The organism is Streptomyces sp. AC558_RSS880 (genome assembly GCF_019049255.1).
In the GTDB taxonomy this organism is placed as follows: domain Bacteria; phylum Actinomycetota; class Actinomycetes; order Streptomycetales; family Streptomycetaceae; genus Streptomyces.
On sequence record NZ_JAGMUJ010000013.1, the window covers coordinates 224,088 to 250,123 of the forward strand.

The 26,036-nt window shown below is 67.8% G+C and carries 39 protein-coding genes and 1 pseudogene; 3 read left to right on the forward strand and 37 right to left on the reverse strand.

The genetic code is table 11. The features are described 5' to 3' along the window. Nucleotides 1-14 precede the first annotated feature (14 nt). Nucleotides 15-905 (forward strand): hypothetical protein, encoded by an 891-nt coding sequence (locus KUM38_RS05765; protein WP_217128179.1) that lies wholly within the window; start codon nucleotides 15-17, stop codon nucleotides 903-905. Between the two features lie 19 nt (nucleotides 906-924). Here the strand turns inward: KUM38_RS05765 and truA are convergent, their stop codons facing one another. The 31 genes from truA to rpsJ all read right to left on the reverse strand — a co-directional run bounded on the left by truA (nucleotide 925) and on the right by rpsJ (nucleotide 18,596). Beyond that, a complete protein-coding gene (truA, locus tag KUM38_RS05770; protein WP_217128180.1) occupies nucleotides 925-1,782 on the reverse strand; it encodes a tRNA pseudouridine(38-40) synthase TruA in 858 nt (285 codons plus the stop codon). Between the two features lie 140 nt (nucleotides 1,783-1,922). After that, on the reverse strand, nucleotides 1,923-2,435 hold the full coding sequence (gene rplQ / locus KUM38_RS05775; protein ID WP_217128181.1) for a 50S ribosomal protein L17: 513 nt from the start codon (nucleotides 2,433-2,435) through the stop codon (nucleotides 1,923-1,925). 162 nt (nucleotides 2,436-2,597) lie between these two features. Beyond that, nucleotides 2,598-3,620, reverse strand: coding sequence for a DNA-directed RNA polymerase subunit alpha (locus KUM38_RS05780; protein ID WP_003966937.1), 1,023 nt, complete (start codon nucleotides 3,618-3,620; stop codon nucleotides 2,598-2,600). 154 nt (nucleotides 3,621-3,774) lie between these two features. Then, nucleotides 3,775-4,179, reverse strand: a complete 405-nt coding sequence (gene rpsK / locus KUM38_RS05785) for a 30S ribosomal protein S11 (RefSeq protein ID WP_003956432.1) — start codon at nucleotides 4,177-4,179, stop codon at nucleotides 3,775-3,777. A gap of 64 nt (nucleotides 4,180-4,243) precedes the next feature. After that, nucleotides 4,244-4,624 (reverse strand): 30S ribosomal protein S13, encoded by a 381-nt coding sequence (rpsM, locus tag KUM38_RS05790; RefSeq protein ID WP_004984507.1) that lies wholly within the window; start codon nucleotides 4,622-4,624, stop codon nucleotides 4,244-4,246. Nucleotides 4,625-4,816: 192 nt separating this feature from the next. Continuing rightward, entirely contained in the window at nucleotides 4,817-4,930 is a 114-nt protein-coding gene (rpmJ, locus tag KUM38_RS05795; RefSeq protein ID WP_003998809.1) for a 50S ribosomal protein L36, read from the reverse strand. A 59-nt stretch (nucleotides 4,931-4,989) separates the two neighbouring features. Then, complete coding sequence (infA, locus tag KUM38_RS05800) at nucleotides 4,990-5,211, reverse strand: translation initiation factor IF-1 (RefSeq protein WP_003948620.1); 222 nt, start codon at nucleotides 5,209-5,211, stop codon at nucleotides 4,990-4,992. A gap of 151 nt (nucleotides 5,212-5,362) precedes the next feature. Beyond that, complete coding sequence (map, locus tag KUM38_RS05805; RefSeq protein WP_217128182.1) at nucleotides 5,363-6,199, reverse strand: type I methionyl aminopeptidase; 837 nt, start codon at nucleotides 6,197-6,199, stop codon at nucleotides 5,363-5,365. 377 nt (nucleotides 6,200-6,576) lie between these two features. Next, complete coding sequence (locus tag KUM38_RS05810) at nucleotides 6,577-7,230, reverse strand: adenylate kinase (protein WP_217128183.1); 654 nt, start codon at nucleotides 7,228-7,230, stop codon at nucleotides 6,577-6,579. Beyond that, complete coding sequence (secY, locus tag KUM38_RS05815) at nucleotides 7,230-8,543, reverse strand: preprotein translocase subunit SecY (RefSeq protein WP_217128184.1); 1,314 nt, start codon at nucleotides 8,541-8,543, stop codon at nucleotides 7,230-7,232. Before secY ends, KUM38_RS05810 begins: the two co-directional genes overlap by 1 nt. A gap of 244 nt (nucleotides 8,544-8,787) precedes the next feature. Continuing rightward, the gene (gene rplO / locus KUM38_RS05820) at nucleotides 8,788-9,243 is read right to left on the reverse strand and encodes a 50S ribosomal protein L15 (protein ID WP_067018996.1); all 456 of its coding nucleotides are present in this window, start codon (nucleotides 9,241-9,243) and stop codon (nucleotides 8,788-8,790) included. Nucleotides 9,244-9,245: 2 nt separating this feature from the next. Next, nucleotides 9,246-9,428, reverse strand: coding sequence for a 50S ribosomal protein L30 (gene rpmD, locus KUM38_RS05825; protein ID WP_004984515.1), 183 nt, complete (start codon nucleotides 9,426-9,428; stop codon nucleotides 9,246-9,248). 2 nt (nucleotides 9,429-9,430) lie between these two features. Then, the gene (rpsE, locus tag KUM38_RS05830; protein WP_030860989.1) at nucleotides 9,431-10,036 is read right to left on the reverse strand and encodes a 30S ribosomal protein S5; all 606 of its coding nucleotides are present in this window, start codon (nucleotides 10,034-10,036) and stop codon (nucleotides 9,431-9,433) included. Nucleotides 10,037-10,077: 41 nt separating this feature from the next. Further along, nucleotides 10,078-10,461 carry a 50S ribosomal protein L18 gene (gene rplR, locus KUM38_RS05835; protein WP_004927235.1) on the reverse strand — a complete coding sequence of 128 codons (384 nt, stop codon included), beginning with the start codon at nucleotides 10,459-10,461 and terminating at the stop codon, nucleotides 10,078-10,080. 3 nt (nucleotides 10,462-10,464) lie between these two features. After that, the gene (gene rplF / locus KUM38_RS05840) at nucleotides 10,465-11,004 is read right to left on the reverse strand and encodes a 50S ribosomal protein L6 (protein ID WP_033272455.1); all 540 of its coding nucleotides are present in this window, start codon (nucleotides 11,002-11,004) and stop codon (nucleotides 10,465-10,467) included. Nucleotides 11,005-11,028: 24 nt separating this feature from the next. Beyond that, a complete protein-coding gene (rpsH, locus tag KUM38_RS05845) occupies nucleotides 11,029-11,427 on the reverse strand; it encodes a 30S ribosomal protein S8 (RefSeq protein ID WP_030831671.1) in 399 nt (132 codons plus the stop codon). A gap of 212 nt (nucleotides 11,428-11,639) precedes the next feature. Then, nucleotides 11,640-11,825, reverse strand: coding sequence for a type Z 30S ribosomal protein S14 (locus KUM38_RS05850; RefSeq protein WP_003948630.1), 186 nt, complete (start codon nucleotides 11,823-11,825; stop codon nucleotides 11,640-11,642). Between the two features lie 5 nt (nucleotides 11,826-11,830). Continuing rightward, nucleotides 11,831-12,388 carry a 50S ribosomal protein L5 gene (gene rplE / locus KUM38_RS05855; protein ID WP_217128185.1) on the reverse strand — a complete coding sequence of 186 codons (558 nt, stop codon included), beginning with the start codon at nucleotides 12,386-12,388 and terminating at the stop codon, nucleotides 11,831-11,833. Continuing rightward, nucleotides 12,388-12,711: a 50S ribosomal protein L24 gene (gene rplX, locus KUM38_RS05860; RefSeq protein WP_217128186.1), complete on the reverse strand. Its 324-nt coding sequence runs from the start codon at nucleotides 12,709-12,711 to the stop codon at nucleotides 12,388-12,390. Before rplX ends, rplE begins: the two co-directional genes overlap by 1 nt. A gap of 2 nt (nucleotides 12,712-12,713) precedes the next feature. Further along, complete coding sequence (rplN, locus tag KUM38_RS05865; protein WP_030831680.1) at nucleotides 12,714-13,082, reverse strand: 50S ribosomal protein L14; 369 nt, start codon at nucleotides 13,080-13,082, stop codon at nucleotides 12,714-12,716. 137 nt (nucleotides 13,083-13,219) lie between these two features. Further along, on the reverse strand, nucleotides 13,220-13,507 hold the full coding sequence (rpsQ, locus tag KUM38_RS05870) for a 30S ribosomal protein S17 (protein WP_004927263.1): 288 nt from the start codon (nucleotides 13,505-13,507) through the stop codon (nucleotides 13,220-13,222). Further along, on the reverse strand, nucleotides 13,504-13,728 hold the full coding sequence (gene rpmC / locus KUM38_RS05875; protein WP_007494763.1) for a 50S ribosomal protein L29: 225 nt from the start codon (nucleotides 13,726-13,728) through the stop codon (nucleotides 13,504-13,506). Before rpmC ends, rpsQ begins: the two co-directional genes overlap by 4 nt. Then, nucleotides 13,728-14,147, reverse strand: a complete 420-nt coding sequence (gene rplP / locus KUM38_RS05880) for a 50S ribosomal protein L16 (protein WP_004927269.1) — start codon at nucleotides 14,145-14,147, stop codon at nucleotides 13,728-13,730. Before rplP ends, rpmC begins: the two co-directional genes overlap by 1 nt. 5 nt (nucleotides 14,148-14,152) lie before the next feature. Next, entirely contained in the window at nucleotides 14,153-14,980 is an 828-nt protein-coding gene (gene rpsC / locus KUM38_RS05885) for a 30S ribosomal protein S3 (protein WP_004927271.1), read from the reverse strand. Further along, a complete protein-coding gene (gene rplV, locus KUM38_RS05890; protein ID WP_006130776.1) occupies nucleotides 14,980-15,327 on the reverse strand; it encodes a 50S ribosomal protein L22 in 348 nt (115 codons plus the stop codon). Before rplV ends, rpsC begins: the two co-directional genes overlap by 1 nt. A gap of 42 nt (nucleotides 15,328-15,369) precedes the next feature. Continuing rightward, the gene (gene rpsS / locus KUM38_RS05895) at nucleotides 15,370-15,651 is read right to left on the reverse strand and encodes a 30S ribosomal protein S19 (RefSeq protein WP_003948639.1); all 282 of its coding nucleotides are present in this window, start codon (nucleotides 15,649-15,651) and stop codon (nucleotides 15,370-15,372) included. A 12-nt stretch (nucleotides 15,652-15,663) separates the two neighbouring features. Then, nucleotides 15,664-16,500, reverse strand: coding sequence for a 50S ribosomal protein L2 (rplB, locus tag KUM38_RS05900; protein WP_004927281.1), 837 nt, complete (start codon nucleotides 16,498-16,500; stop codon nucleotides 15,664-15,666). A gap of 38 nt (nucleotides 16,501-16,538) precedes the next feature. Further along, nucleotides 16,539-16,958, reverse strand: a complete 420-nt coding sequence (rplW, locus tag KUM38_RS05905; protein ID WP_030220990.1) for a 50S ribosomal protein L23 — start codon at nucleotides 16,956-16,958, stop codon at nucleotides 16,539-16,541. Beyond that, complete coding sequence (gene rplD / locus KUM38_RS05910) at nucleotides 16,958-17,617, reverse strand: 50S ribosomal protein L4 (RefSeq protein WP_217128187.1); 660 nt, start codon at nucleotides 17,615-17,617, stop codon at nucleotides 16,958-16,960. Before rplD ends, rplW begins: the two co-directional genes overlap by 1 nt. A gap of 8 nt (nucleotides 17,618-17,625) precedes the next feature. Then, complete coding sequence (rplC, locus tag KUM38_RS05915; RefSeq protein WP_030046373.1) at nucleotides 17,626-18,270, reverse strand: 50S ribosomal protein L3; 645 nt, start codon at nucleotides 18,268-18,270, stop codon at nucleotides 17,626-17,628. Between the two features lie 17 nt (nucleotides 18,271-18,287). Continuing rightward, nucleotides 18,288-18,596: a 30S ribosomal protein S10 gene (gene rpsJ, locus KUM38_RS05920; protein ID WP_003948644.1), complete on the reverse strand. Its 309-nt coding sequence runs from the start codon at nucleotides 18,594-18,596 to the stop codon at nucleotides 18,288-18,290. Nucleotides 18,597-19,164: 568 nt separating this feature from the next. On the opposite strand from rpsJ, the pseudogene KUM38_RS05925 reads away from it, so the two are divergent. Next, nucleotides 19,165-19,604 (forward strand): annotated as a pseudogene (locus KUM38_RS05925) (ATP-binding protein); the annotation flags it as partial. Between the two features lie 41 nt (nucleotides 19,605-19,645). On the opposite strand, the gene KUM38_RS05930 reads toward KUM38_RS05925, so the two are convergent. The 6 genes from KUM38_RS05930 to KUM38_RS05955 all read right to left on the reverse strand — a co-directional run bounded on the left by KUM38_RS05930 (nucleotide 19,646) and on the right by KUM38_RS05955 (nucleotide 25,146). After that, on the reverse strand, nucleotides 19,646-20,152 hold the full coding sequence (locus tag KUM38_RS05930) for a hypothetical protein (protein WP_217128249.1): 507 nt from the start codon (nucleotides 20,150-20,152) through the stop codon (nucleotides 19,646-19,648). Between the two features lie 4 nt (nucleotides 20,153-20,156). Next, nucleotides 20,157-21,497: an AAA family ATPase gene (locus KUM38_RS05935; protein WP_217128188.1), complete on the reverse strand. Its 1,341-nt coding sequence runs from the start codon at nucleotides 21,495-21,497 to the stop codon at nucleotides 20,157-20,159. Between the two features lie 129 nt (nucleotides 21,498-21,626). Then, entirely contained in the window at nucleotides 21,627-22,148 is a 522-nt protein-coding gene (locus KUM38_RS05940; protein WP_217128189.1) for a hypothetical protein, read from the reverse strand. A gap of 14 nt (nucleotides 22,149-22,162) precedes the next feature. Continuing rightward, complete coding sequence (locus KUM38_RS05945) at nucleotides 22,163-24,229, reverse strand: hypothetical protein (protein WP_217128190.1); 2,067 nt, start codon at nucleotides 24,227-24,229, stop codon at nucleotides 22,163-22,165. Between the two features lie 42 nt (nucleotides 24,230-24,271). After that, nucleotides 24,272-24,694: a hypothetical protein gene (locus KUM38_RS05950; protein ID WP_308408907.1), complete on the reverse strand. Its 423-nt coding sequence runs from the start codon at nucleotides 24,692-24,694 to the stop codon at nucleotides 24,272-24,274. 110 nt (nucleotides 24,695-24,804) lie between these two features. Continuing rightward, the gene (locus KUM38_RS05955) at nucleotides 24,805-25,146 is read right to left on the reverse strand and encodes a cupin domain-containing protein (RefSeq protein ID WP_217128192.1); all 342 of its coding nucleotides are present in this window, start codon (nucleotides 25,144-25,146) and stop codon (nucleotides 24,805-24,807) included. A gap of 121 nt (nucleotides 25,147-25,267) precedes the next feature. On the opposite strand from KUM38_RS05955, the gene KUM38_RS05960 reads away from it, so the two are divergent. After that, nucleotides 25,268-26,026 carry a YqjF family protein gene (locus KUM38_RS05960; RefSeq protein WP_217128193.1) on the forward strand — a complete coding sequence of 253 codons (759 nt, stop codon included), beginning with the start codon at nucleotides 25,268-25,270 and terminating at the stop codon, nucleotides 26,024-26,026. The last annotated feature ends 10 nt before the right edge of the window (nucleotides 26,027-26,036 follow it).

The following is a 26,036-nucleotide window of genomic DNA, read 5'->3' on the forward strand; positions in this document are numbered from 1 at the left end:
CTAAGATGCGCCCCATGAGTCTTGGGCAGGGGGGACCCCAGCAGCAGTGGGATCCCTGGAAACCGAATTCCCAGCAGCCCTGGAACAGCGGCGGCTCCGGCCAGTCACCCGACTGGGCCGCGCTCGCCGACGCCTCCGAGGCCCGTGCCAAGCGGCGCCGGCTGCTGTTCATAGGCGGCGGGGCGCTCGCGACCGTCGCGATAGGCACGGCCGTGGCGGTCGCCGTCGTCTCGGCGAACGGAAGCGGCGGCGAGGCCTCCCCCGGCGTCTCCTCCCAGGTTCCCGGGGGCTCCGACATCGACATACCGAGCCCCACGGGCACGGTCCCGTCGTTCGCCCCGACGAGCGCCCCGCCGCCGCTGGACCCGAAGGACTTCATCGCCAGCGCGAAGAAGGACAAGGCCCCGCTGAGCCCCGACATCCTCTTCCCCGGCACCCAGCTGACCATGGGTGAGACGGTGTACAAGAAGGGCCCGACGGCGGACACCGAGAACTGCGCCTCGGCCGCGAAGTCCACGCTCCCGAAGGTCCTGGACGACAACGACTGCACCCGCCTGATCCGGGTCACCTACACCAAGGACGACGTGGCGGTGACGGTCGGCGTGGCCGTCTTCGACACCGAGGCCCAGGCGACCAGGGCCAAGCAGCAGGCCGACAAGAAGAGCATCGTCAAGTCGCTCTCGGGCGGCGGCGTCAAGGACTTCTGCTCCGGCGCGGTCTGCCGCACCACCACCAACTCCTACGGCCGCTACGCCTACTTCACCATCGCCGGCTTCACGGCCGGCAAGGACGTGACGACGAAGGACAAGGCCGTCTTCTCCACCGGCGACGACCTGCAGACGTTCACGGTCCGCCAGATCCACCGCAGGGGCCAGGCCCAGGCGTCGGCGGCGGCGAACGAGTAGCGCCGCCGCCCCGGCGGGTTCAGCAGCAGCCGGCCGGCGGCAGGGTCCGCTTGTTGCGGGCCTCCTTGCTGCGGGCCGCGAGGAGTTCGTCGGCCGGGTAGCCGACCTCCTCCAGGGTCAGGCCGTGCGGGCGTACGACGTGGACGGCCGAGTCCCGTACGCCCGCCGCCAGCACCTTGCCCGGCCAGTCCGGCGGGCGGTGGCCGTCACCGACGAACAGCAGCGCGCCGATCAGCGAGCGGACCATGTTGTGGCAGAAGGCGTCGGCCCGGACGGTGGCGGTGATGATCCCGTCCTCGCCGCGCACCAGGCTCAGTTCCTGGAGCGTACGGATGGTCGTCGCGCCCTCGCGCCGCTTGCAGTACGCGGCGAAGTCGTGCTCCCCCAGCAGCCCGCGGGCCGCCTCGTTCATGGCGTCGACGTCGAGCGGCCAGTCGTGCCACAGCACGTGCCCGCGCAGCAGCGGGTCCACCCCGCCCGGGTTGTCGGTGACGCGGTAGGCGTAGCGCCGCCAGATCGCGGAGAACCGGGCGTTGAAGCCGCTGGGCGCCTCCCTGAGCGCCCACACCCGTACGTCCCTCGGCAGCCGCCCGGCGAGCCGCTTGAGCAGCTTCGTGTGGTGCTCGACCCACACCTCCCGTGGCAGATCGACGTGCGCGACCTGACCCCGGGCGTGCACACCGGCGTCGGTACGGCCGGCCACGGTCAGCTCGTACGTCGTCCCCCCGGACCGCGTCACGGTCCGCAGCGCGTCCTCGATCTCCCCCTGCACGGTCCGCCGCCCACCGGCCTGCTTGGCCCACCCGGAGAACTCGGTCCCGTCGTAGGAAAGGTCCAGCCGCACCCGCACGAACCCGGGCTCCACTTCGTCACTCACCCAGAGATCCTCTCAGCAAAACGAAAGCGGGCCCGCCCCTCGAAAGGAACGGACCCGCCAGCGCCTCAAGGGGCGCGGGGAACTGCGCGACAAGCCACGACGGCGCCGCAGCCGCACCCGCACAGCCCCCGGCAGAACGCTTACGCGTCCTTCGACTCCTCGGCGGCCTCGTCGGCCTTGGCCTCGGTGGTCTCCTCGGCCTTGGTCGTGTCGACCTTGGTCTCGGCGGCCTCCGCGTCCTTGGCCGCACGCTTGGTGGCGGCCTCGGCCTCGCCGGTCGCCTCCTGCGCCACGGTCAGCGCCTCGACCAGCTCGATGACGGCCATGGGCGCGTTGTCGCCACGGCGGTTACCGATCTTGGTGATGCGGGTGTAGCCACCGGGACGGTTCTCGTACCGCGGGCCGATCTCGGTGAAGAGCGTGTGGACGATGCTCTTGTCCGTGATCACCTGGAGCACCTGACGGCGGTTGTGAAGGTCGCCCTTCTTCGCCTTGGTGACCAGACGCTCGGCGTACGGACGCAGCTTGCGCGCCTTCGCCTCGGTGGTGGTGATGCGGCCGTGCTCGAACAGCGCCTTCGCGAGGTTCGCGAGGAGCAGCTTCTCGTGCGCGGCGCTGCCGCCCATACGGGCACCCTTGGTGGGCCTCGGCATGGTGTTTCTCCTTGGTGTCTGCCCCGGCCGTATCAGGTACCGGGGTCAGTATCCGAGCAGACGGTCGTCTGTCGGAGACCCCGCGCCCCATAGGGGCGCGGGGAACTGCGCGACCAGCCACAGCCGGCCGGCAGCCAAGTACGGACCGGAAGTCCCGAGCGCTTAGTACTGCTCGGTCTCCACGAAGCCCGCGTCCGCGTCGTCGTCCGCGCCGAACGCGTCCGCCGCAGCGGTGGGGTCGAAACCGGGAGGCGAGTCCTTGAGCGCGAGGCCCATCCCGGCCAGCTTCGCCTTGACCTCGTCGATGGACTTCGCACCGAAGTTGCGGATGTCGAGCAGGTCCGCCTCGGAGCGGGCGACGAGCTCACCCACGGAGTGGATGCCCTCACGCTTGAGGCAGTTGTACGACCGAACGGTGAGCTCCAGCTCCTCGATCGGCAGCGCCAGGTCGGCGGCGAGGGCGGCGTCCGTGGGGGACGGGCCCATGTCGATGCCCTCGGCGTCGATGTTCAGCTCACGGGCGAGACCGAACAGCTCGACCAGGGTCTTGCCGGCGGAGGCCATGGCGTCACGCGGACGCATCGCCTGCTTGGTCTCGACGTCGACGATCAGCTTGTCGAAGTCGGTGCGCTGCTCGACACGGGTCGCCTCGACCTTGTAGGTGACCTTGAGAACCGGCGAGTAGATCGAGTCGACCGGGATGCGCCCGATCTCCTGGCCCACCTGCTTGTTCTGCACGGCGGAGACGTAGCCGCGACCGCGCTCGACGGTCAGCTCCATCTCCAGCTTGCCCTTGCCGTTGAGCGTGGCGAGGACGAGGTCGGGGTTGTGCACCTCGACACCGGCCGGGGGCGCGATGTCGGCGGCGGTGACCAGACCCGGGCCCTGCTTGCGCAGGTACATCACGACCGGCTCGTCGTGCTCCGAGGAGACGACCAGCTGCTTGATGTTGAGGATCAGGTCGGTGACGTCCTCCTTGACGCCCGGCACGGTGGTGAACTCGTGCAGGACGCCGTCGATGCGGATGCTGGTGACGGCGGCACCGGGGATCGACGACAGGAGGGTGCGGCGGAGGGAGTTGCCGAGGGTGTAGCCGAAGCCCGGCTCCAGCGGCTCGATCACGAACCGGGAGCGGAATTCGTCGACGACCTCTTCGGTCAACGAGGGACGCTGAGCGATCAGCATGTGTGGATCAGATCCTTCTTTCGTGGACGCCCGCTATTTGACGCCCGACGGAAACCGCACCCGGTGAAAAGTGCGGGTACTGCAAGGGTACGGGCGGTACGGCCCTTGCGAGCCGTACCGCCCGGAACCCGGAGCCGAACGAAGCGGCCGTGCGTCAGACGCGGCGGCGCTTCGGCGGGCGGCAGCCGTTGTGCGGGGTCGGGGTGACGTCCTGGATGGAGCCGACCTCGAGGCCCGTGGCCTGCAGGGAGCGGATCGCGGTCTCACGACCGGAGCCCGGGCCCTTGACGAACACGTCGACCTTGCGCATGCCGTGCTCCTGGGCACGGCGGGCGGCCGACTCGGCGGCCATCTGCGCGGCGAACGGCGTGGACTTCCGGGAGCCCTTGAAGCCGACGTGGCCGGCGGAGGCCCAGGAGATCACGTTGCCGGACGGGTCCGTGATCGACACGATCGTGTTGTTGAACGTGCTCTTGATGTGCGCGTGGCCGTGAGCGACGTTCTTCTTTTCCTTGCGGCGCACCTTCTTGGCAGCGCCCTGACGACCCTTGGGGGGCATGTCGTTCTCCTACGGGAGGTGGTCGGTCCTACAGCGAAGACCGTGGACAGAGGTCCGCTGCGGACTACTTCTTGCCCGGCTTCTTCTTGCCGGCGATGGCGCGACGCGGGCCCTTGCGGGTACGCGCGTTGGTGCTGGTGCGCTGACCGCGGACGGGCAGACCACGGCGGTGGCGCAGACCCTGGTAGGTGCCGATCTCGACCTTGCGGCGGATGTCGGCCTGGATCTCGCGACGGAGGTCACCCTCGGTCTTGATGTTGTTGTCGACGTACTCGCGGATCGCGACGAGCTGCTCCTCGGAGAGGTCGCGAACGCGGGTGTTCGGGTCGACGCCGGTGGCGGCCAGCGTCTGCTGCGAAAGGGTCCGGCCGATGCCGAACACGTAGGTGAGGGCGATCTCCACGCGCTTTTCGCGCGGGATGTCAACACCGGAAACGCGTGCCATTCAATGGCTCCAGTTGATTGTCGGAGGTCTTCCACAGGACCGGATCCCAGCCCGCCGTACCAGGTACGGACCGGGTCCCCGGCCTCCGAGCCGGGGGTGTCGAGCCGTGCGGCTCGGGACCTGCGTATGAACATGTGTTGCTCGCGTCGCGCGAAGTTCTGCGGAAGTCGCAGAGGGTCGATCGTGCTGCGGTCAGCCCTGGCGCTGCTTGTGGCGCGGGTTCTCGCAGATGACCATGACCCGGCCGTGACGGCGGATCACCCTGCACTTGTCGCAGATCTTCTTGACGCTCGGCTTGACCTTCATGGGTGTGAGGTTCTCCGGGTCAGTGCCATCACCCCGGCGGGCCGGGGAGCGGGCAAGATCTACTTGTAGCGGTAGACGATCCGGCCACGCGTCAGGTCGTACGGAGACAGCTCCACCACGACCCGGTCGTCAGGGAGGATGCGGATGTAGTGCATGCGCATCTTGCCGCTGATGTGTGCCAGGACCTGGTGGCCGTTCTGGAGCTCCACCTTGAACATGGCGTTCGGAAGAGACTCGACGACAGTGCCTTCGATCTCGATGGCACCTTGCTTCTTGGCCACGCTTCGCCCTTCGAATCGACTACCTTGATCGACTCTGGCGTGCACCGTGTGTAGTACATGCAGACATGCGGGTGCACAAGAGCCGACGAGTCAGTCTACGTCAGCGCACCCGGAAACACGAATCGGGAATCCTGCCCCACCCCGGAGATCCTTAACCGAGCGGGTCGGGGGCGGCCGTGATGCCCATCTCCGCGAGCTTGGCCCTGCCCCCGTCGGGGGCCGTCAGGACCAGCGGCCCCTGCTCGGTGAGGGCGACCGAGTGCTCCCAGTGGGAGGACCAGGTGCCGTCGGTGGTGATGACCGTCCAGTCGTCGGAGAGGACCTTCGTCTTCGGGGTGCCCAGGGAGACCATCGGCTCGATGGCGAGGCAGAAGCCCGGGACCAGCTTGGGGCCCTTGCCCCGCTTGCGCTCGACGTAGTTCAGCAGGTGCGGGTCCATGTGCATCTCGGTGCCGATGCCGTGGCCGCCGTAGTCCTCGATGATCCCGTACTTGCCGCCGCCCGGCTTGGGCTGGCGCCGGATGTACGTCTCGATGGCGCGGGAGATGTCGACGAGCCGGTTGCCCTGCTTCATGGCCGCGATGCCGGCCCACATCGACTCCTCGGTCACCCGGGACAGCTCGACCAGTTCCGGGGAGTGGCCGGACCCGACGAACGCGGTGTAGGCGGCGTCACCGTGCCAGCCGTCGATGATCGCGCCGCAGTCGATGGAGATGACGTCGCCGTCCTTGAGGACGACGTCGTCGGAGGGGATGCCGTGGACGACGACCTCGTTCACCGAGGTGCAGATCGTCGCGGGGAAGCCGCCGTAGCCGAGGAAGTTCGGCTTGGCGTTGTGCTCCGCGAGCACCTTGCGGGCGACCTGGTCCAGATCCTTCGTCGTGGCCCCGGGCACGGCGGCCTCACGGGTGGCCGCGTGGATGGCGGCGACGACCAGCCCCGCCTCACGCATCTTGGCGATCTGCTCAGGGCTCTTGATCTGCACCATGGGGACGACGGCCTTTCTGAACCAGTAGGGAAGCACGAACGCTTCCAACGATACGGGGCCCCAGCCCCACCACCGCAGGCAGCCGCGCACCACCGCGGGCAGTCGTGCGCCACCGCCGCCACCGCGGGCAGCCGCGGGCAGTCGTGCCTCCCCCAGTGCCTCAAGGGCCTGGGAGGTACCCCCAGGGCGGCACGGGTGGGCGGTGGGGGTACCTCCCGCTCATGGGGGTCCCCCCGCTCGAGCGAAGCCGAGAGTGGGGGAGCAGCCGAGAGTGGGGGAGGCACCCCGCAAACGCCGGGCTGCGCGACCCACCCCCCGCCAAGCCACAGCCGCGGCCCCTTGACCAAGGAACCGCGGCTGCAACCAGGCAACAAGAACTACTTACCGCTCTTCAGCGCCTCCAGCGCACGCCCCGTGACCTCGTCGACGGGCCCCATCGCCGAGATGGTGACGACCAACCCCTGCGCCCGGTAGTAGCCGATGATCGGCTCGGTCTGCGTGTGGTAGACCTCCAGCCGGGTCCGCACGGTCTCCTCGGAGTCGTCGTCCCGCTGGTACAGCTCACCACCGCAGACGTCACACACGCCCTCCTGCTTCGGCGGGCTGTACGTCACGTGGAACACGTGCGCGGACTCCTTGCGGCAGATCCGCCGCCCGGCGATCCGCTTGACGACCTCGTCCTCGGGGGCCTCGAGGTCGAGGACCGCGTCCAGCTTGATGCCCTCGGTCTGCAGCAGCTCGTCCAGCGCCTCGGCCTGCGACACGTTGCGCGGGAAACCGTCCAGCAGGAAACCGCCCTCGGCGTCGGGCTGCTCCATGCGGTCCTTGGCCATGGCGATGGTGACCTCGTCGGGAACGAGGTTTCCCGCGTCCATGTAGGACTTGGCGAGCTTCCCGAGCTCGGTCTGCCGGCTGATGTTGGCGCGGAACAGGTCGCCCGTGGAGATGTGCGGGATGCGCAGCTTCTCGGCAAGGCGGGTGGCCTGCGTACCCTTACCGGCACCCGGCGGCCCGACGAGGACGATTCGCATCAGCGGAGGAACCCTTCGTAATTGCGCTGCTGGAGCTGGCTCTCGATCTGCTTCACCGTCTCGAGACCCACACCCACGATGATCAGGATGCTGGTCCCGCCGAACGGGAAGTTCTGGTTTGCCCCGAAACCAACCAACGCCATCGTCGGTACGAGAGCGATCAGACCCAAGTACAGCGAACCCGGCCAGGTGATCCGGTTGAGTACGTAGCTCAGGTACTCAGCGGTCGGTCGGCCAGCCCGGATGCCCGGGATGAAGCCACCATACTTCTTCATGTTGTCCGCGACTTCCTCGGGGTTGAAGGAGATCGCCACGTAGAAGAACGCGAAGAAAACGATGAGCAAGAAGTACAGGGTCACGTAGATCGGGTGGTCACCGCGGACCAGGGTCGACTCGATCCAGGTCTTCCACCCGGAGGTGCCGCTGGAGAACTGCGCGACCAGGGCCGGGATGTACAGCAGCGACGAGGCGAAGATGACCGGGATCACACCCGCCTGGTTCACCTTCAACGGGATGTAGGTCGACGTGCCGCCGTAGGAGCGGCGGCCGATCATGCGCTTCGCGTACTGGACGGGGATCCTGCGCTGGGCCTGCTCGACGAAGACGACCAGACCGACCATGACGAACCCGACGAGCATGACGGTGCCGAACTCGATCCAGCCGTCCGCGAGGGTGCCCTGCTCCTTGATGGCCCACAGGGCGGAGGGGAAGGTCGCGGCGATCGAGATGAACATCAGGATCGACATGCCGTTGCCGACGCCGCGGTCGGTGATGAGCTCACCGAGCCACATGACGACGGCCGTACCGGCGGTCATGGTGATGACCATGGTGATGGTCACGAAGATCGACTGGTCCGGGACGATCTCGCTCGCGACCGGGCAGCCCTGGAACAGGGCGCCGCTGCGGGCGGTGGCCACCAGGCCGGTGCCCTGCAGGATGGCCAGCGCGACCGTCAGGTAACGGGTGTACTGCGTGATCTTCGCCGTACCGGCCTGGCCCTCCTTCTTGAGGGCTTCCAGACGCGGGATCACCACGGTCAGCAGCTGCAGAATGATGCTCGCCGTGATGTACGGCATGATGCCCAGCGCGAAGACCGTGATCTGGAGCAGCGCGCCGCCGCTGAACATGTTCACCAGACCGAACAGGCCCTGGTTCGCCTCGGCGGCGTCGATACAGGTCTGGACGTTCTTGTAGTCGACGCCCGGAATGGGAATGTGCGTACCGACGCGGTACACCACGATGATGCCGAGCGTGAAGAGCAGCTTCTTGCGCAGGTCGGGCGTCTTGAACGCCCGGGCGAACGCGGTGAGCACGGTGCCTCCTGCGACCCCCCGCGCAACTGCGTCAAGGGTGACGGTCTTGAGATTCCGACTAAGGACGATTACGTAACGGTCAACTGCCGCCCCGAGTGCCCCGCATGGGGCGCCCGGGGTCAATGGGCAGCGCAGGCCACCTTACCGGCGACCATGCCGCCCTAGGAACGACCAACCGGGGATACCCCAAATGTGGGGTATCCCCGGTCGGGATCGCTCTACGTCATCGAGACACCTGAACGGGTCAGACGAGCTCGGTGACGGTACCGCCGGCGGCGGTGATCTTCTCCTTGGCGGAGCCGGAGACGGCGTCGACCGTCACCTGCAGCGCCACGGAGATCTCGCCCTGGCCGAGGACCTTGACGAGGCTGTTCTTGCGCACGGCACCCTTGGCCACGAGACCCTCGACGGTGACCTCGCCACCCTCGGGGTAGAGCGCGGCCAGCTTGTCGAGGTTCACGACCTGGTACTCGGTCTTGAACGGGTTCTTGAAGCCCTTCAGCTTCGGGAGGCGCATGTGGAGCGGCATCTGGCCACCCTCGAAGCGCTCCGGAACCTGGTAACGGGCCTTGGTGCCCTTCGTACCACGACCGGCCGTCTTACCCTTCGACGCCTCACCACGACCGACACGGGTCTTGGCGGTCTTGGCGCCGGGGGCGGGACGGAGGTTGTGGATCTTGAGCGGGTTGTTCTCCGCCATGATCAGTCGACCTCCTCGACCGTCACGAGGTGGCGGACGGTGTGCACCATGCCGCGGAACTCGGGGCGGTCCTCCTTGACGACCACGTCGTTGACCTTCTTCAGGCCGAGCGAACGCAGGGTGTCACGGTGGTTCTGCTTGCTGCCGATGTAGGACTTGACCTGCGTGATCTTGAGCTGCGCCATGATCACACACCCGCCCCGGCACGCGCACGGAGAAGAGCCGCGGGGGCGACGTCCTCGAGGGGCAGACCGCGGCGGGCCGCGATCTCCTCGGGACGCTGCAGGCCCTTGAGGGCCGCCACGGTCGCGTGCACGATGTTGATCGCGTTGTCGGAGCCGAGCGACTTCGACAGCACGTCGTGGATACCGGCGCACTCGAGCACGGCGCGCACCGGACCACCGGCGATCACACCGGTACCGGGCGACGCGGGCTTGAGCAGCACGACGCCGGCAGCCTTCTCACCCTGGATGGGGTGCGGGATGGTGCCCTGGATGCGGGGGACCTTGAAGAAGTGCTTCTTGGCCTCCTCAACGCCCTTGGCGATGGCGGCCGGCACCTCCTTGGCCTTGCCGTATCCGACACCCACGGTGCCGTCACCGTCGCCCACCACGACCAGCGCGGTGAAGCTGAAGCGACGACCACCCTTCACAACCTTGGCGACGCGGTTGATCGCGACGACGCGCTCAACGTACGCGGTCTTCTCGGCGGCAGCTGCGCCGCCGTCACGGCCCTTCCGGTCCCGCCGCTCGCCGCCACCGGCACCGCCACCGCGGCGCTGGGGTCCAGCCATTGGAATTACCTCTCTCTGTTTCCGCTAGCTACGGAACCGGCTCAGAACTTCAGTCCGGCTTCGCGGGCGGCGTCCGCCAGGGCGGCGATGCGCCCGGCGTACTGGTTGCCACCACGGTCGAACACGACGGCCTCGACACCGGCGGCCTTGGCGCGCTCGGCGACCAGGGCGCCGACCTGCTTGGCCTGCGCGGACTTGTCGCCCTCGCCGCCCCGGACCGACGCGTCCAGGGTGGACGCCGACGCCAGGGTGTGGCCCTTCAGGTCGTCGATCACCTGCGCCACGATGTGGCGGTTGGAACGGGTCACGACCAGGCGAGGACGCTCGGCGGTACCGGCGACCTTCTTGCGGATCCGGATGTGACGACGCTTGATAGCAGCACGCTTGTAGGCGTCGCCCTTGAGGATCTTCTGCCCGTATGCCATGGCTTACTTACCCGCCTTTCCGACCTTGCGGCGGATGACTTCGCCCTCGTACTTGACGCCCTTGGCCTTGTACGGGTCGGGCTTGCGCAGCTTGCGGATGTTGGCCGCAACCTCGCCGACCTTCTGCTTGTCGATGCCCTCGACCGAGAAACGGGTCGGGGCCTCGACCTTGAAGGTGATGCCCTCGGGCGCCTCGACCGTGATCGGGTGGCTGTAACCGAGGGAGAACTCCAGGTTCGAACCCTTGGCGACAACGCGGTAACCGACACCGCTGATCTCGAGCTTCTTCACGTAACCCTGGGTCACGCCGGTGATCATGTTCGCCACCAGCGTGCGGGACAGGCCGTGCAGGGCCTTGTTCTGACGCTCGTCGTTGGGGCGGGTGACGTTCAGGACGCCGTCCTCACCCTTGGCGATCTCGATCGGCGCCACGACGGTGTGGGTCAGCGTGCCCTTGGGGCCCTTGACCGAGACCGTACGGCCGTCGATGGTGACGTCCACGCCGGCGGGAACCGCGATGGGGAGCTTGCCGATGCGCGACATAGCTGTTTCCTCCGTTCCCTTCCGCTACCAGACGTAGGCGAGGACTTCCCCACCCACGCCCTTCTTGCCGGCCTGCTTGTCGGTGAGGAGCCCGTGCGACGTGGAGATGATCGCCACGCCGAGGCCGCCCAGCACCTTCGGCAGGTTGGTGGACTTCGCGTACACCCGGAGACCGGGCTTGGAGATCCGCTTGATGCCCGCGATGGAGCGCTCACGGTTCGGGCCGAACTTCAGCTCGAGGACGAGGTTCTTGCCGACCTCGGCGTCCTCGGTCTTCCAGCCCGTGATGAAGCCCTCCTGCTGGAGGATCTCCGCGATGTGCGACTTGATCTTCGAGTGCGGCATCGCCACGGAGTCGTGGTACGCCGAGTTCGCGTTCCGCAGACGCGTGAGCATGTCTGCGATCGGATCAGTCATGGTCATGAATTGGCCTTCGGCCTCTCTCGCCGGGGTTTCCTGGTGCGCCATCCCTCTCCCCGATCCGAGACGGGACGGGTGCGGCGCGGTGGACCTACGGCGTAGTAAGTCGTACGGGCACGGCAGGTGCCCAACCCCGCAAGCCTAAGCCATACGGAGTGGGCCTCCCGCCGTTCCCATTGCTTACCGAGAGCCCTGGGAGTCCGGAATTACCCGGATTACCAGGAGCTCTTGGTCACGCCCGGCAGCTCGCCACGGTGAGCCATCTCACGAAGGCACACGCGGCACAGGCCGAACTTGCGGTACACGGAGTGCGGACGACCGCAGCGCTGGCAGCGGGTGTAGCCGCGCACTCCGAACTTGGGCTTGCGAGCAGCCTTCGCGATGAGAGCCTTCTTCGCCATCTCGCTCACGCCTCCTTGAACGGGAAGCCGAGGTGACGGAGAAGGGCGCGGCCCTCTTCGTCGTTGGTCGCCGTGGTGACCACGGTGATGTCCATACCCCGGACACGGTCGATCTTGTCCTGGTCGATCTCGTGGAACATGACCTGCTCCGTGAGACCGAAGGTGTAGTTGCCACGGCCGTCGAACTGCTTGGGGGACAGGCCGCGGAAGTCGCGGATGCGCGGCAGCGCGAGCGACAGGGTGCGGTCCAGGAACTCCCACATGCGGTCGCCACGGAGCGTGACGTGGGCACCGATCGGCTGACCCTCACGCAGCTTGAACTGCGCGATGGACTTGCGGGCCTTGGTGACGGCCGGCTTCTGACCGGTGATCGTGGTGAGGTCGCGGATGGCGCCCTCGATCAGCTTGGAGTCGCGGGCGGCGTCGCCCACACCCATGTTGACCACGATCTTGACGAGGCCGGGAACCTGCATGACGTTCTCGTAGGAGAACTGCTCGCGCAGCTTGCCCGCGATCTCCTCGCGGTACTTCGTCTTCAGACGCGGAGCGGTGGTGGTCGTCATCAGATGTCCTCACCCGTCCGCTTGGCAACGCGGATCTTGTTGCCTTCGTCGTCGAAGCGGTAACCGACGCGCGTGACGACCTTCTTGCCGTCCTTCTCCACGACCAGCTGGACGTTGGAGACGTGGACCGGGGCCTCGGTGGTCACGATGCCACCGGCCTGCGAGCCACCGGCGGTCGGGCCGGCCTTGGTGTGCTTCTTGACCCGGTTGACACCCTCGACCAGGACGCGGTCCTCACGGGGGAAGGCCGCGATGACCTTGCCCTGCTTGCCCTTGTCCTTACCGGTGATGACCTGGACCAGGTCGCCCTTCTTGATCTTCATGCTCACAGCACCTCCGGCGCGAGGGAGATGATCTTCATGAACTTCTTCTCGCGCAGCTCACGGCCCACGGGGCCGAAGATACGGGTGCCGCGAGGGTCGCCGTCGTTCTTCAGAATGACGGCGGCGTTCTCGTCGAAGCGGATGTACGAGCCGTCCGGACGGCGGCGCTCCTTGACGGTGCGAACGATGACCGCCTTGACGACGTCACCCTTCTTCACGTTGCCACCGGGGATCGCGTCCTTGACGGTGGCGACGATGACGTCACCGATGCCCGCGTAGCGGCGACCGGAGCCACCGAGCACACGGATGCAGAGGACTTCCTTCGCACCCGTGTTGTCGGCGACACGCAGTCGCGACTCCTGCTGGATCACGTCTATCTCCTGTTTGTCTGCCGGTTCCCCGGGGGCCGCTCATCCACTTGGGCGAACGGCCCCCGGAGCCTGGCGGAACTGTCCTGCGAGGAATGCCCCGCAGGAACGTACTTTGGGAATTCCCTTGCGGGAATTGCCTACTTGGCCTTCTCGAGGATCTCGACGATGCGCCAGTGCTTCGTCGCGGACAGCGGCCGGGTCTCCATCAGGAGGACGCGGTCGCCGACGCCGGCGGCGTTCTGCTCGTCGTGGGCCTTGAGCTTGCTCGTGCTGCGGATGACCTTGCCGTACAGCGCGTGCTTCTTGCGGTCCTCGACGGCGACGACGACGGTCTTGTCCATCTTGTCGCTGACGACGATGCCCTCACGGGTCTTGCGGTCGCCCCGAGCCTCGGTGTTCGTCTCAGTCACGTTGTTCTCGCTCATGCGTTCTCCACCGTTTCGATGCCCAGCTCGCGCTCGCGCATCAGGGTGTAGATCCGCGCGATGTCCTTACGGACGGCCTTCAGCCGACCGTGGTTCTCGAGCTGACCGGTCGCCGCCTGGAAGCGGAGGTTGAACAGCTCTTCCTTGGCCTCGCGGAGCTTCGCAAGAAGCTCCTCGTTGCCCAGCTCGCGCAGCTCGGACGCCTTGGTACCGGCCGACATCACGCTTCACCTGCCTCGCGCTTGACGATCCGGCACTTCATCGGCAGCTTGTGGGCCGCACGCGTCAGCGCCTCACGGGCGATCTTCTCGTTGGGGTAGGACAGCTCGAACATGACCCGGCCCGGGTGCACGTTCGCGATCCACCACTCGGGCGAACCCTTACCGGAACCCATGCGGGTCTCGGCCGGCTTCTTCGTGAGCGGGCGGTCCGGGTAGATGTTGATCCAGACCTTGCCGCCACGCTTGATGTGGCGGGTCATCGCGATACGGGCCGCCTCGATCTGGCGGTTGGTCACGTACGCCGGCGTGAGGGCCTGAATGCCGTACTCGCCGAACGCGACCGTCGTACCGCCCTTGGCCTGGCCACGGCGCTTCGGGTGGTGCTGCTTGCGGTGCTTGACCCTACGGGGGATCAGCATGTCGGTCAGGCCTCCGTTCCGGTGCTCTCAGCCGGAGCGGCAGCCGGAGCCTCGGCCTTGGGGGCCTCGGCAGCGGGAGCCTGCTGCGGCTTGCGGCCGCGACCGCCACGCTCGCCACCGCGGCCACCACGGGCCGGGCGGTCGGCGCCACCGCGGGCCGGGCGGTTACCCGCACGGGCAGCGGCGTTCTCGGCGCGGACCTCGGCGATGTTCTTGACGTCGCCCTTGTAGATCCAGACCTTCACGCCGATGCGGCCGAAGGTCGTCTTGGCCTCGAAGAAGCCGTAGTCCACGTTCGCGCGGAGCGTGTGCAGGGGCACGCGGCCCTCGCGGTAGAACTCCGAGCGGGACATCTCGGCGCCACCGAGGCGGCCACCGCACTGGATCTTGATGCCCTTGGCGCCGGCCTTCATGGCGGACTGCATGCTCTTGCGCATGGCCCGACGGAAGGAGACGCGGGAGGAGAGCTGCTCGGCGACGGCCTGGGCCACGAGCTGAGCGTCCGTCTCGGGGTTCTTGACCTCGAGGATGTTCAGCTGGACCTGCTTGCCGGTGAGCTTCTCGAGGTCACCGCGGATGCGGTCGGCCTCGGCGCCGCGGCGGCCGATGACGATGCCCGGACGAGCGGTGTGGATGTCCACCCGCACGCGGTCACGGGTGCGCTCGATCTCGACCTTGGAGATGCCGGCGCGCTCCATGCCGGACGTCATCATCCGGCGGATGGCGACGTCTTCCTTGACGTAGTCCTTGTACAGCTTGTCGGCGTACCAACGCGACTTGAAGTCGGTCGTGACACCGAGCCGGAACCCGTGCGGGTTTACCTTCTGGCCCATTACCGGGTTCCTTCCTTGCTGCTGACGACCACGGTGATGTGGCTGGTCCGCTTGCGGATCCGGTAGGCGCGGCCCTGGGCACGCGGACGGAACCGCTTCAGGGTCGGGCCCTCGTCGACGTAGGCCTCGGAGATGAAGAGGCTGTCGACATCGGTGTGGTCGTAGTTGTGCGCGGCGTTGGCGATGGCGCTGTCCAGCACCTTGCCGACCGGCACGCTCGCGGCCTGCGGGGCGAAACGCAGGACCGCCTGAGCCTCCGTGGCATCCATGCCACGGATGAGGTCCACCACGCGGCGGGCCTTCATGGGCGTGACGCGGATGTACCGCGCCTGGGCCCTGGCTTCCATGGTTGTCCCTTCAGTGTTTGTCATGGTCATTCACCCCGCTGACTAGCGGCGCTTCGACTTCCGGTCGTCCTTGACGTGACCCCGGAAGGTGCGCGTCGGCGAGAACTCGCCGAGCTTGTGGCCGACCATGGACTCGGTGACAAACACCGGGATGTGGGTCTTGCCGTTGTGCACCGCGATCGTGTGGCCCAGCATCGCCGGGACGATCATCGAGCGACGGGACCAGGTCTTGATGACGTTCTTGGTACCGGCTTCGTTCTGGACGTCCACCTTCTTGATCAGGTGGTCGTCGACGAAGGGTCCCTTCTTCAAGCTACGAGGCATCTCAACCCGTCCTTAGCGCTTCTTGTTCGTCTTGCGGCGGCGGACGATGTACTTGTTCGACGCCTTCTTGGGCGAACGAGTACGGCCTTCCTTCTTGCCCCACGGGGACACGGGGTGGCGGCCACCGGAGGTCCGGCCCTCACCACCACCGTGCGGGTGGTCGACCGGGTTCATCACGACACCACGGACGGTCGGGCGGACGCCCAGCCACCGCTTGCGGCCGGCCTTGCCCCAGTTGATGTTCGACTGCTCGGCGTTGCCGACCTCGCCGACCGTGGCGCGGCAGCGCTGGTCGACCAGGCGGATCTCTCCGGACGGCATGCGGAGGTGGGCCATCGAGCCCTCCTTCGCGAGCAGCTGCACGGAGGCACCGGCGGAGCGGGCGAACTTGGCGCCGCCACCGGGACGGAGCTCGATCGCGTGGATCGTGGTACCGACCGGGATGTTGCGGAGGGCCAGGTTGTTGCCCGGCTTGATGTCGGCCCCGGGACCGTTCTCGACGCGGTCGCCCTGCTGCAGGTTGCGCGGGGCGAGGATGTAGCGCTTCTCGCCGTCGGCGTAGTGCAGCAGCGCGATGCGCGCGGTGCGGTTGGGGTCGTACTCGATGTGCGCGACCTTCGCCGGCACGCCGTCCTTGTCGTGACGACGGAAGTCGATCACGCGGTAGGCGCGCTTGTGGCCACCGCCCTGGTGGCGGACGGTCACACGACCGGAATTGTTACGGCCGCCCTTGCTGTGCAGGGGACGGACCAGCGACTTCTCCGGCGTGGACCGCGTGACCTCGACGAAGTCGGCGACGCTGGAGCCACGACGGCCCGGAGTCGTCGGCTTGTACTTGCGGATACCCATTTCTCAGTCCTCGTCCGATATCGAACGATCCTGACCGCTTACGCGGTCGGACCGCCGAAGATGTCGATACGGTCGCCCTCAGCGAGGGTCACGATCGCGCGCTTGGTCGCCGCGCGCTGGCCGAAGCCGGTGCGGGTGCGCTTGCGCTTGCCGACGCGGTTGATCGTGTTGACCCCGGTGACCTTGACCTCGAAGACCGCCTGGACGGCCTCCTTGATCTGGGTCTTGTTGGAGCCCGGCGCGACGATGAACGTGTACTTGTTCTCGTCGATGAGCGCGTAGCTCTTCTCGGACACGACCGGCTTCAGCAGGACGTCACGGGGGTCCGTGAACGCCTTGCTCGCCGGGGTGACGACGGTGTTCTTGCCTTCGGCCTCGTGGCGGCGCGCCTTGGCGACGCGAGCGGCCTTGGCCGCCTTGGCGGCCTTCGAGGCGATCGAGGGGTGACGGGCAGCCATCAGACCTCGCTCCCTTCGTTGTCGTTGGCCTTGTTCGGGCCGGCGACGAAGGACTCGAAAGCGGCCTTGGTGAAGACCACGTCGTCCGAGACGAGAACGTCGTACGTGTTCAGCTGGCCCGGCTCCAGGATGTGGACCTGGGGCAGGTTGCGGGCGGAGAGCCACGCGGCCTCGTCGGCGCGGTCGACGACCAGGAGCAGGTTCTTGCGCTCCGAGATCTTGCCGAACAGCGTCTTGGCGGCCTTCGTGGAGGGGTTCTCGCCCTCGATCACGCCGGAGACGACGTGAATGCGGTTGTGGCGCGCCCGGTCGGTGAGGGCGTGACGCAGGGCGGCAGCCTTCATCTTCTTGGGGGTGCGCTGGGAGTAGTCGCGCGGCACGGGACCGTGCACGACGCCACCACCGGCGAACTGCGGCGCGCGGGTCGAACCCTGACGGGCGCGACCGGTGCCCTTCTGGCGGTACGGCTTCTTGCCGCCACCACGGACTTCACCGCGGGTCTTGGTCTTGTGGGTGCCCTGGCGGGCAGCGGCCAGCTGCGCGACGACGACCTGGTGGATCAGCGGAATGCTGACCTTCTCAACGCCGAAGATCTCCGCGGGGAGCTCGACGGTACCGGCCTTGTCGCCCGCCGGCGAAAGGATGTCAACAGTGCTCATCGGTTACCTCAGGCCCCCTTGGCCGCGGTGCGGACCAGGACGAGGCCGCCGTTCGGACCGGGAACCGCGCCCTTGATGAGCAGCAGACCCTTCTCCGCGTCAACGGCGTGGACGGTCAGGTTCTGGGTGGTGACCCGCTCGTTGCCCATGCGACCCGCCATGCGCAGGCCCTTGAACACGCGACCCGGGGTGGCGCAGCCACCGATGGAACCGGGCGAGCGGTGCTTGCGCTGGGTGCCGTGTCCGGCGCCGAGGCCCTTGAAGTTGTGACGCTTCATGACACCGGCGAAGCCCTTGCCCTTGCTCTTGCCGGTGACGTCGACCTTCACGCCCGACTCGAAGACCTCAGCGGTGACTTCCTGGCCCAGCGTGTACTCGGAGGCGTCCGCGGTGCGGATCTCGACGAGGTGACGACGGGGGGTGACGTCGGCCTTGGCGAAGTGGCCCTTGAGGGGCTTGTTCACCTTGCGCGGGTCGATCTCGCCGAAGGCGATCTGGACCGACTCGTAGCCGTCGACGTCGTTCGTGCGGACCTGGGTGACGACGTTGGGGCCGGCCTTGACGACGGTGACCGGAACAACACGGTTGTTCTCGTCCCACACCTGCGTCATGCCGAGCTTCTCGCCCAGGATGCCCTTGATCTGCTTAGCCATTCTCAGATCACCGGCCTTCAGAGCTTGATCTCGATGTCGACACCGGCCGGGAGGTCGAGTCGCATCAGAGAGTCAACGGTCTTGGGGGTCGGGTCGAGGATGTCGATCAGGCGCTTGTGCGTGCGCATCTCGAAGTGCTCGCGCGAGTCCTTGTACTTGTGCGGCGACTTGATGACGCAGTACACGTTCTTCTCAGTGGGCAGCGGCACCGGGCCCGCGACCGACGCACCAGTGCGGGTCACCGTCTCGACGATCTTCTTCGCCGAGGAGTCGATGACCTCGTGGTCGTAGGCCTTGAGCCGGATGCGGATCTTCTGTCCCGCCATGGCTACTTCGTAGTCCTGTCTCTCTTTACGCTCCGGAACCCGATGCTCCAGGTCTCATCCTCCGACCCACGCGGTCGGGCGTGTCGCACTCCCGCTGACATGAATGTCCCTTGTTCGAACATCCCCGCGGGATTGACACGGCCCTACCAGAACCGCGGACCGGGGGCGAAAGGCCCACCGGGTGCCTGGCCGGCGCCGCACTCCGCTTCCCGGAAGATTCCCGTACGTCCGTCCCTGATCAGGAACGACGAGTACCGTGGGACTCGCTTCCGGTCCTCCCGGCGGGAGGCGCGCAGCATCAACACTCGACCGAGCAACTCCGACAGTCTGCCATACGGGGACCGGGGCTGGCCAATCGAGCGGAAGAGATTACCCCGAAGGTGACGGGGATCAAACGCCAGAGCGCCGGAATCGCGGTTCGCCACGCTGGGACACGTTGCCGGACGACCCACAGATCTTCTGAGCACCAGAGATCATTCCCTGCCGGGCGATCTCACCGAGTTCACCGAGCCGGCACGCCTGCGGGATCCGGCCGGTGCGGCCGAAGAGCCGCTCCGGGCTGAGTGACGTGAACCAGGAAATCAGTGACTCCGCGCCCCGACTTGCTGCCGTCCCCGTCCGGAACTTCAGCCTCCAGCTGTCCTCCACGCCTCGCGGCGCCCGTCTCGCCCGGCTGCTCGCCACCGAACAACTGCGCACGTGGGGACTGCCGCCTCACCCGGCGGAGCTCATCGTCGCGGAACTGGCGGCCAACGCCATCACCCACGGCCGCGTCTCCGGCCGGGACTTCCGGCTGCTGCTGTACGTCGTCGGCGACACCCTCCGCATCGAGGTCACCGACACGCGCGGTGACCGGCTGCCGTGCCCGCGGCACTCCGCCACCGACGCCGAGTCCGGCCGCGGCCTGCTGCTCGTGGACGCCCTCGCCGACCGTTGGGGAGCGCCCCCGGCCCGCCCCCGCTCAAGACCGTCTGGGCCGCGAGGTGGGGACCGGACCCACCGGACCCCGGCCCCTCGTCCCGCCCTGGTGACCGCCGTACGGGCCGGGCTCAGGGCAGCTCGGCCCAGGTCCCCATCGTGGTCTCCAGCGTCCAGATGCGGACCTCGGCCCTCGCCCGGTCCGCGTACAGGTCCCGCTCGGAGACGATGCTCAGGTCGCCGGTGCCCAGCTGCTGTCGTACGGCGTGCGTGGTCAGGTCCATGCCGGTGGTGCCGCCGTCACAGAGCGAGGTGAGGAAGGCGCCGTCCCAGGTCCGCTCGTGCAGCACCCAGGGCGCCTCCCCGTTCGCGGTCTTGCGCAGCATGCTCATGAAGTCCGCGGCACACTTCCTGCGGGCGTCACCGTTCTTGATCTGGAAGACGTGGTTGCCGGTCTCGATCACGGTCGCGGTCGGCAGCACGAAGCGCACCTTGGACTTGAGCCTGGCGTCCATCTCCGACAGGACTTCGTCGCGGTGGCCGTCCATGTGGGGTACGCCGAGGAGCTCGACGAAGACGGAGGTGTCCAGGAAGTCGACGACGGGGAGCCGCAGCCCGGACTGATGCTGTCTGCTCACGGGCTCACAGGCTCCTCAGGAAGTCCTCGACACTCGTCACGCCCTCTTCCCGGGGACGCACGGCATCCGGCAGACGCCCCTTGGTCACCGCGTCGCCGAGGTCACCCGCGGCCAGGAGGTCGACGTAGCCGGGCAGTTCCGTGAGGCGGGTCAGCCGGCTTTCCCCCGACTCCGGGTCCCGGCTGCACACGACGACTCCTGGATGGTCCTGCGCGTTGAGAGAGTTGAGCAGGGCCGGGCTGTGGGTGGTGAAGAGCACGTCGATGCGACGTCGCTGGGACTCGTCCTTCATCAGGCGCAGTACCCGTGCGGCCTGGGTGGGGTAGAGGCCGTTCTCGATCTCTTCGATCACCAGGTGCCGCTGCGTCGGGAGCGGCTCGTCGCCACCGTCGGAGACGGGCGCGCTCAGCAAGGCGGTGCCGAAGGCCAGGAACCGCAGCATGCCGTCGCTCAGGAGCCGTGCCGGGACGTCGTGCTCCGCTCCGTGGTATCCCGCCTCGCGCAGTACCAGTTGCACATCGCCCAGCCTGGTACCGACACTGCTCATTCCCCGCACCGGGTACTCGGGCATGCCCGCCACCAGCTCCGTAAGCCTGTCGAAGGCGACGGGGTCGGTTTTGGCCAGGCCGGCGACCGCCGCACTCAGGTTGTCGGCGCTGCGTCTGAGCTCCGCGTCACGCGCGTTGACGTAGTGCCTCATGAGATGCGGTACCGGGTCGAGGAGGAAGACGTCCCGCAGCACGGCGAGCACGTCCTGCGCCGCTCGGTGCACGAGCTTCGTGGCCTCCGTGGTCGCGGGCAGCCTCACCGGCACCTGCCCGGCCAGCAGCCTGTCGGCGGCGAACGGCACCCCCGGGTCGAGACCGCGCCGCCCGTTGAAGTAGCGGACGTTGAGGTCACTGCGGCGCGCGTCCGGTGCGTCGCTCGCCAGGAGAGAGCGCCCCGCCGCCAACCGGCGGCCCGCGTAGGGCACGCCCTCGACCGCCGTCAGTTCCTCACGGAGGATGCGCGCCTCGGGAGAGACCGCGATCACCACGTCCAGATCGAAGACCGCCTCGCCGGACCGCACCCGGCACCCGAGCGCGAAACGGTCCTCCCCGAGCGGCGCACACCCCTCGGCGCCGCCGCGGATCGGTTCCTCTCCCCCGGTGCGGGGCCCGTCCAGCGCGTCCCGCACCGGTTCGCCCAGCGCCAGCCGGGACAACACCATCAGCCCGTCGAGCGCGTTGGACTTCCCACTGCCGTTCCGCCCGATCAGCACGGTGAGATCCTGCAAGGGCAGGCGCTGCTCGGTGAAGCTCTTGAAGGAGGTCAGTCGCACCTCTTCAAGACGGGGAGTGTCCACCGGGCACCTCTTTCACTCACTGTCGACCTGGCGCAGTCCTTCGCTCAGCTAAGCAGCAGCCCACACGGCACGTCCAACAGCGACCGGCCAGCGTGCCGAAAGGCCGCGCCGCCGCCGACCGGCCGACGCTCAGCGGCAGCCCAGCGTCTTCACGGTGGCGGGGAAGTAGGCGCGCATGAACTTCTCCACTTTTGCGCGGTTGGCTTCGTCCAGGATGCTCGCCTGCGGCAAGTGCAACTTGAGCGTGAAATATCGTCCGCGATCAGTGACGCATGAGGTACTCACGATGGCGCCATTTCTGCCGACGACCGCCTCGTCGCCGATGTCCGCTTTGCGGAACTGTGAGACGTCTTCGAGCACTGGATCGAATTCTGACCGTTGAGCCAACCCGGGCGCGTCCGAGGTCCAGTAGAAGTTGAACTCCATCTCTCGGTCATCACCGGAAAAAAGCGTACACGGGGCGGAGATCGCTTCGGAACGGTCCACCCGACTGTATTCATGAAGATCTTCTGCGGACTCAACAAGCGGTTTGGCGAGTTCCCAATCGACCGGCGTACCACAGATCTTCTCATGAGGCTGGGGCTTGTCGCCCCGCCCACAGGACACTACGAGGAAAGTGAGGATCAGGGCGAGGGCCGCGGTCCGTCTCATCGGGCTACTCACTCTCACTTCGGCTCCACCCCGGACACATCCCTACCCTTTACTTCACCCCGGCCGGCTGCCATGTCGATGGTGTTCTGCGCATCGTAAGTGTCGTCGAATTCGCCTTCTCGCGCAGCCTTCCATTCGTCCACAAGCGCCATGAGCTGTCTGTTTCTCGATTCAGCAACCGCGATATTGCTCTCGGTCCTCTGATCGTCGAGCCTCTTCTGCTCGTCCTCCAGCCACATGTTCGTGACGTAATCGAACCCTTGCTGGACCTTGTCACTGACCACAGGGATATAACTGATCGCTTCGTCGATGAGCGGCTTGGCCGCGAATTCCGCAACCTCGGGATCACCTTGCGCCTGAGTACGTGCCTCCTCCAGGAAACCCACTGTCCGCCCGGCACGCACGAGGGACTCCGTCGCGTCGGGCCGGGTGTCGGCATGAAAGTCCGTGACCATCGCCTGGTTCAGTCCGCCGTTCAGCGTGCCGTAGGCGTCCTGGTCCTTGGAGATCTGTTTGGTGACCTCGAAGAGGTCGGTCTGGTCCAGGGGTGACTTCGCGACGGCGACCTCGCTCATCGCCGTGTGCACGGTGTCCCCGTGGTTGACGAGAATGTTGGCCATGGGCTCCCGCAGGGACGGCGGGAAGTCGTCGCCCTGGTCGGCCAGAGTCGTCAGGGCCGACCTGAAGACCTTCTCGTTCCGCTCGGTGTGCTCGACGTAGCGGGCGTTCTCGTCCGACGGGTCGATACCGGTCGCCGCGGCCTGCAGGGCGGCGCCGAAGCCTGCGCGGCTGTCACCGTCCACACCGAGTGTGTACGTGCTCGCCTTGGGCCCCTCCCGCTCGTGCAGGGTGACCTCCCAGTCCCGCTCCTTCATGAGGTACCGCATGTGTTCGTCGGAGCTGAGGTAGTCCGCCGCGGCGGCGGGGTTCCGGCTCATGACGCCGAGCATGCCGTCCACCGGATCGTTGGCGAACCAGCCGTCCCGCTCTCCGCTGTACTCGTGCTTCAGGTGCCAGATGTCCGGGTCCTTCTTCTCGGCCGCGATCATGTCGTCGGTCAGGTCCGCGAGCATGTCCGGCGCGTACCCGTCGCCCTTCTGCATGAGGGTGACCAGCGACTGGTAGCCGACCGCCTTGTCGAGGCGGGCACCCTGGGCGTCGGTGCCGTGTCGCGCCACGCCGGCCTCCCGCATGTCCTCGCGCCAGCCCTCGTACCACGACGACCCGGTGTCCCGGGTCGCCGAGGCGAGGGCATGGGCCAGGCCGGTCTCGATCTTCGCGTAGTGGCCCACACGGTCGCCGTCCCGCACGTGGATGAGGTCGTTCAGCTCGTTCGTCAGCCTGATGGTGCCCTCGGCGCCCAGGCCGTCCAGGAGCGTGCGGGAGAACGCGGGGTCGTCGCCGTTGTCGCGGAACGTCCGCTCGAGTTCGGCGAGTTCCTTGTCGGACAGGCGCTCGCCCTTGCGGAGCCGCTCCAGCGCCTCCTCGGCCGCCTTGCCCTCGTACTTCTCGATGTCGCCCTTCGCCTCACCGTTGAAGCCCTTGCCGCCGGCGATGACGCTGGAGTCGGTCACGACGGCCTGCAGGGCGATCCGGACGCCCGTGTCCGCGTCCGTGACGTCCCGCACCGCCTTGTCGATGCGGTCCTGCCACGACCGGACGGCCTCCAGGTATCCCGGATCCTGGCGCACCGCCCTGCGTGATTCCTCCGGCAAACGCTCGATGTCGAAGCTCACGCGTCCGCTCTCGGAGACTTTCATGCCCGCGTCGACGGCGTCCTGCCGGGCCGACTTCAGTCGGCCGCGCAGTTCGACGAACTGCGCGTGCGCGTCACGCAGCAGTGCGGCCACCGCCTTGGCCTCCGTCTGCGCGTACTGGAACTGCTTGAGGGTGATGTCGAAGCGCCTGTTGGCCGCGTCGGCGCTCAGTCCCACCCAGCCGGCGCCCATGGAGATGCCGTGCACGTCCCGGCGGTAGGCCTTCTCCTGCTCGGCGAACTCACCCGCCATCCCGTCCCATCGTTCGGCGGCCGTGGTGAGTGCGCCGAGGTCCGTGGTCATGATCTCGTGGTAGGTCGGCATCTCGGTTCCCCGGGGTGTCTCGACAGGGCTCGTCGTCTGCGGTCAGTAGCGGTCGAGCGGGGAGATCCGCCTGGCCTCGGCGCCCACCGCGAGATCCGTGCCCTGCAGCACGGTGTTGGCGCTGCGCAGCGCGCCCTTCTCCGCGTCGAGCCGGTCCATCAGGTTCTTCACCTGCCCGCCCCAGGTCTCGTGGGCCTTCTTCAGCGCCGCCGAGGTGACCCAGCCGTCCCCGTCCTTCGCCCGGAACGCCTTGACCGCGCTGCCGGTGTCCTCGTCCGCCCACCGTCCGGCTTTCGCCGTGCCGGGTTCGATGTGCTCCTCGATCGCCCTCGCGGCGGCCTTCTTCTGGGCGGGCGACGAGGCCAGGTCCTTCCGGCCACCCGCCGGCGCTCCCCCGCCCCGCTCCGCCGGGAGCTGGTTCAGCCTCGTCCCGACCGTCTGCTCCGTTCCAGCGGTGCCCGTCACCACGAACCGTCCTCCCCGTTCCGGTCGCCCTCCCGCGCGACCACACCGACGTCGGAGGCGTGATCGCCGTCGCACACGGTATCGCGGCGTCGCGGAACGTGACACCACGGTCAATGCGCCTGGCCCCGTCCGGCGACCGTGAGGAGTACCGCCGCGTCCTCCAGGGCCTCCAGGCCGTGGCGGGCGGGAGGGATGACGATGAGGTCGCCGGTGCGGCCCTCCCAGTCGGTGTCGCCGCTGGTGAGGCGGACGCGGCCGCGCAGGATCAGCAGGGTCGCCTCGCCGGGGCTGTCGTGGTCGGCGAGGGCGGTGCCGGCGGTGAGCGCGAGGAGGGTCTGGCGCAGGGTGTGCTCGTGGCCGCCGTGGACGGTGGTGGCGCTGCGGCCGCTGGAGCCGGCGGCGGCGCGTTCCAGGTGTTCGCGGGTGAGGGCGTCGAGGGAGAGCTTCTGCATGGCATCGAGCTTTGCCGAGGAGCCTCGCCGGTCACCAGGGCCATGTGGGGTACAGCGTGGTGTCCGCCACGTTCGCTCGTGGTGCCGTACCGCTGTCGGTGCCCTCCGCGATACTGACGCGGTGCCGCCGCCCCCTCAGCCCATCACGCCCGACCCGCCGGAGGCGATCGCGCGTCCGCTGCTCACCCAGTCGTGGCTCGACCTGACCTTCGTGCACTGGGCGGTGGACCCGGCCGATGTGGCCCCTCTGCTGCCGCCGGGCACCGTGCCCGACACCCTGGACGGTGTCACGTACGTCGGTCTCGTCGCGTTCCGGATGCACCGGGTGGGGTGGCTGCGGCTGCCGGGTGTCCCCTACCTCGGGAACTTCCCGGAGACCAACGTCCGTCTGTACTCGGTGGACGCGCACGGGCGGCGCGGGGTCGTCTTCCTCTCCCTGGACGCCTCCCGGCTGATCCCGGTGGCGGTCGGCCGGCTCGGGTTCCGGATGCCGTACCTCTGGTCCCGGATGCGCGTGGACCATTTCGACGGCGGCACGGTGACGTACACCAGCTCCCGGCGCTGGCCCGGTCCGCGGGGCGCCGGCGGACGTATCACCGTGCGCCGGGGTGAGCTGATCGAGGAGCCGACCGAGCTGGAGCACTTCCTCACCGCCCGCTGGGGCATGCACGGCGCCTTCTTCGGGCGGTCGATGTACCTGCCCAACGCGCATCCGCGCTGGCCCCTGCACCGGGCCGAGCTGGTGGAGTGCGAGGAGGACCTGGTCACCGCGGCCGGGCTGCCGAGGCCGGCCGGGGAGCCGGTGAGCGTGCTGTACTCACCGGGCGTCCCCGCCCGCTTCGGACGCCCGGCCCGCCCGGCCGGCATCCCCACTCCGTGACGCCTCGACG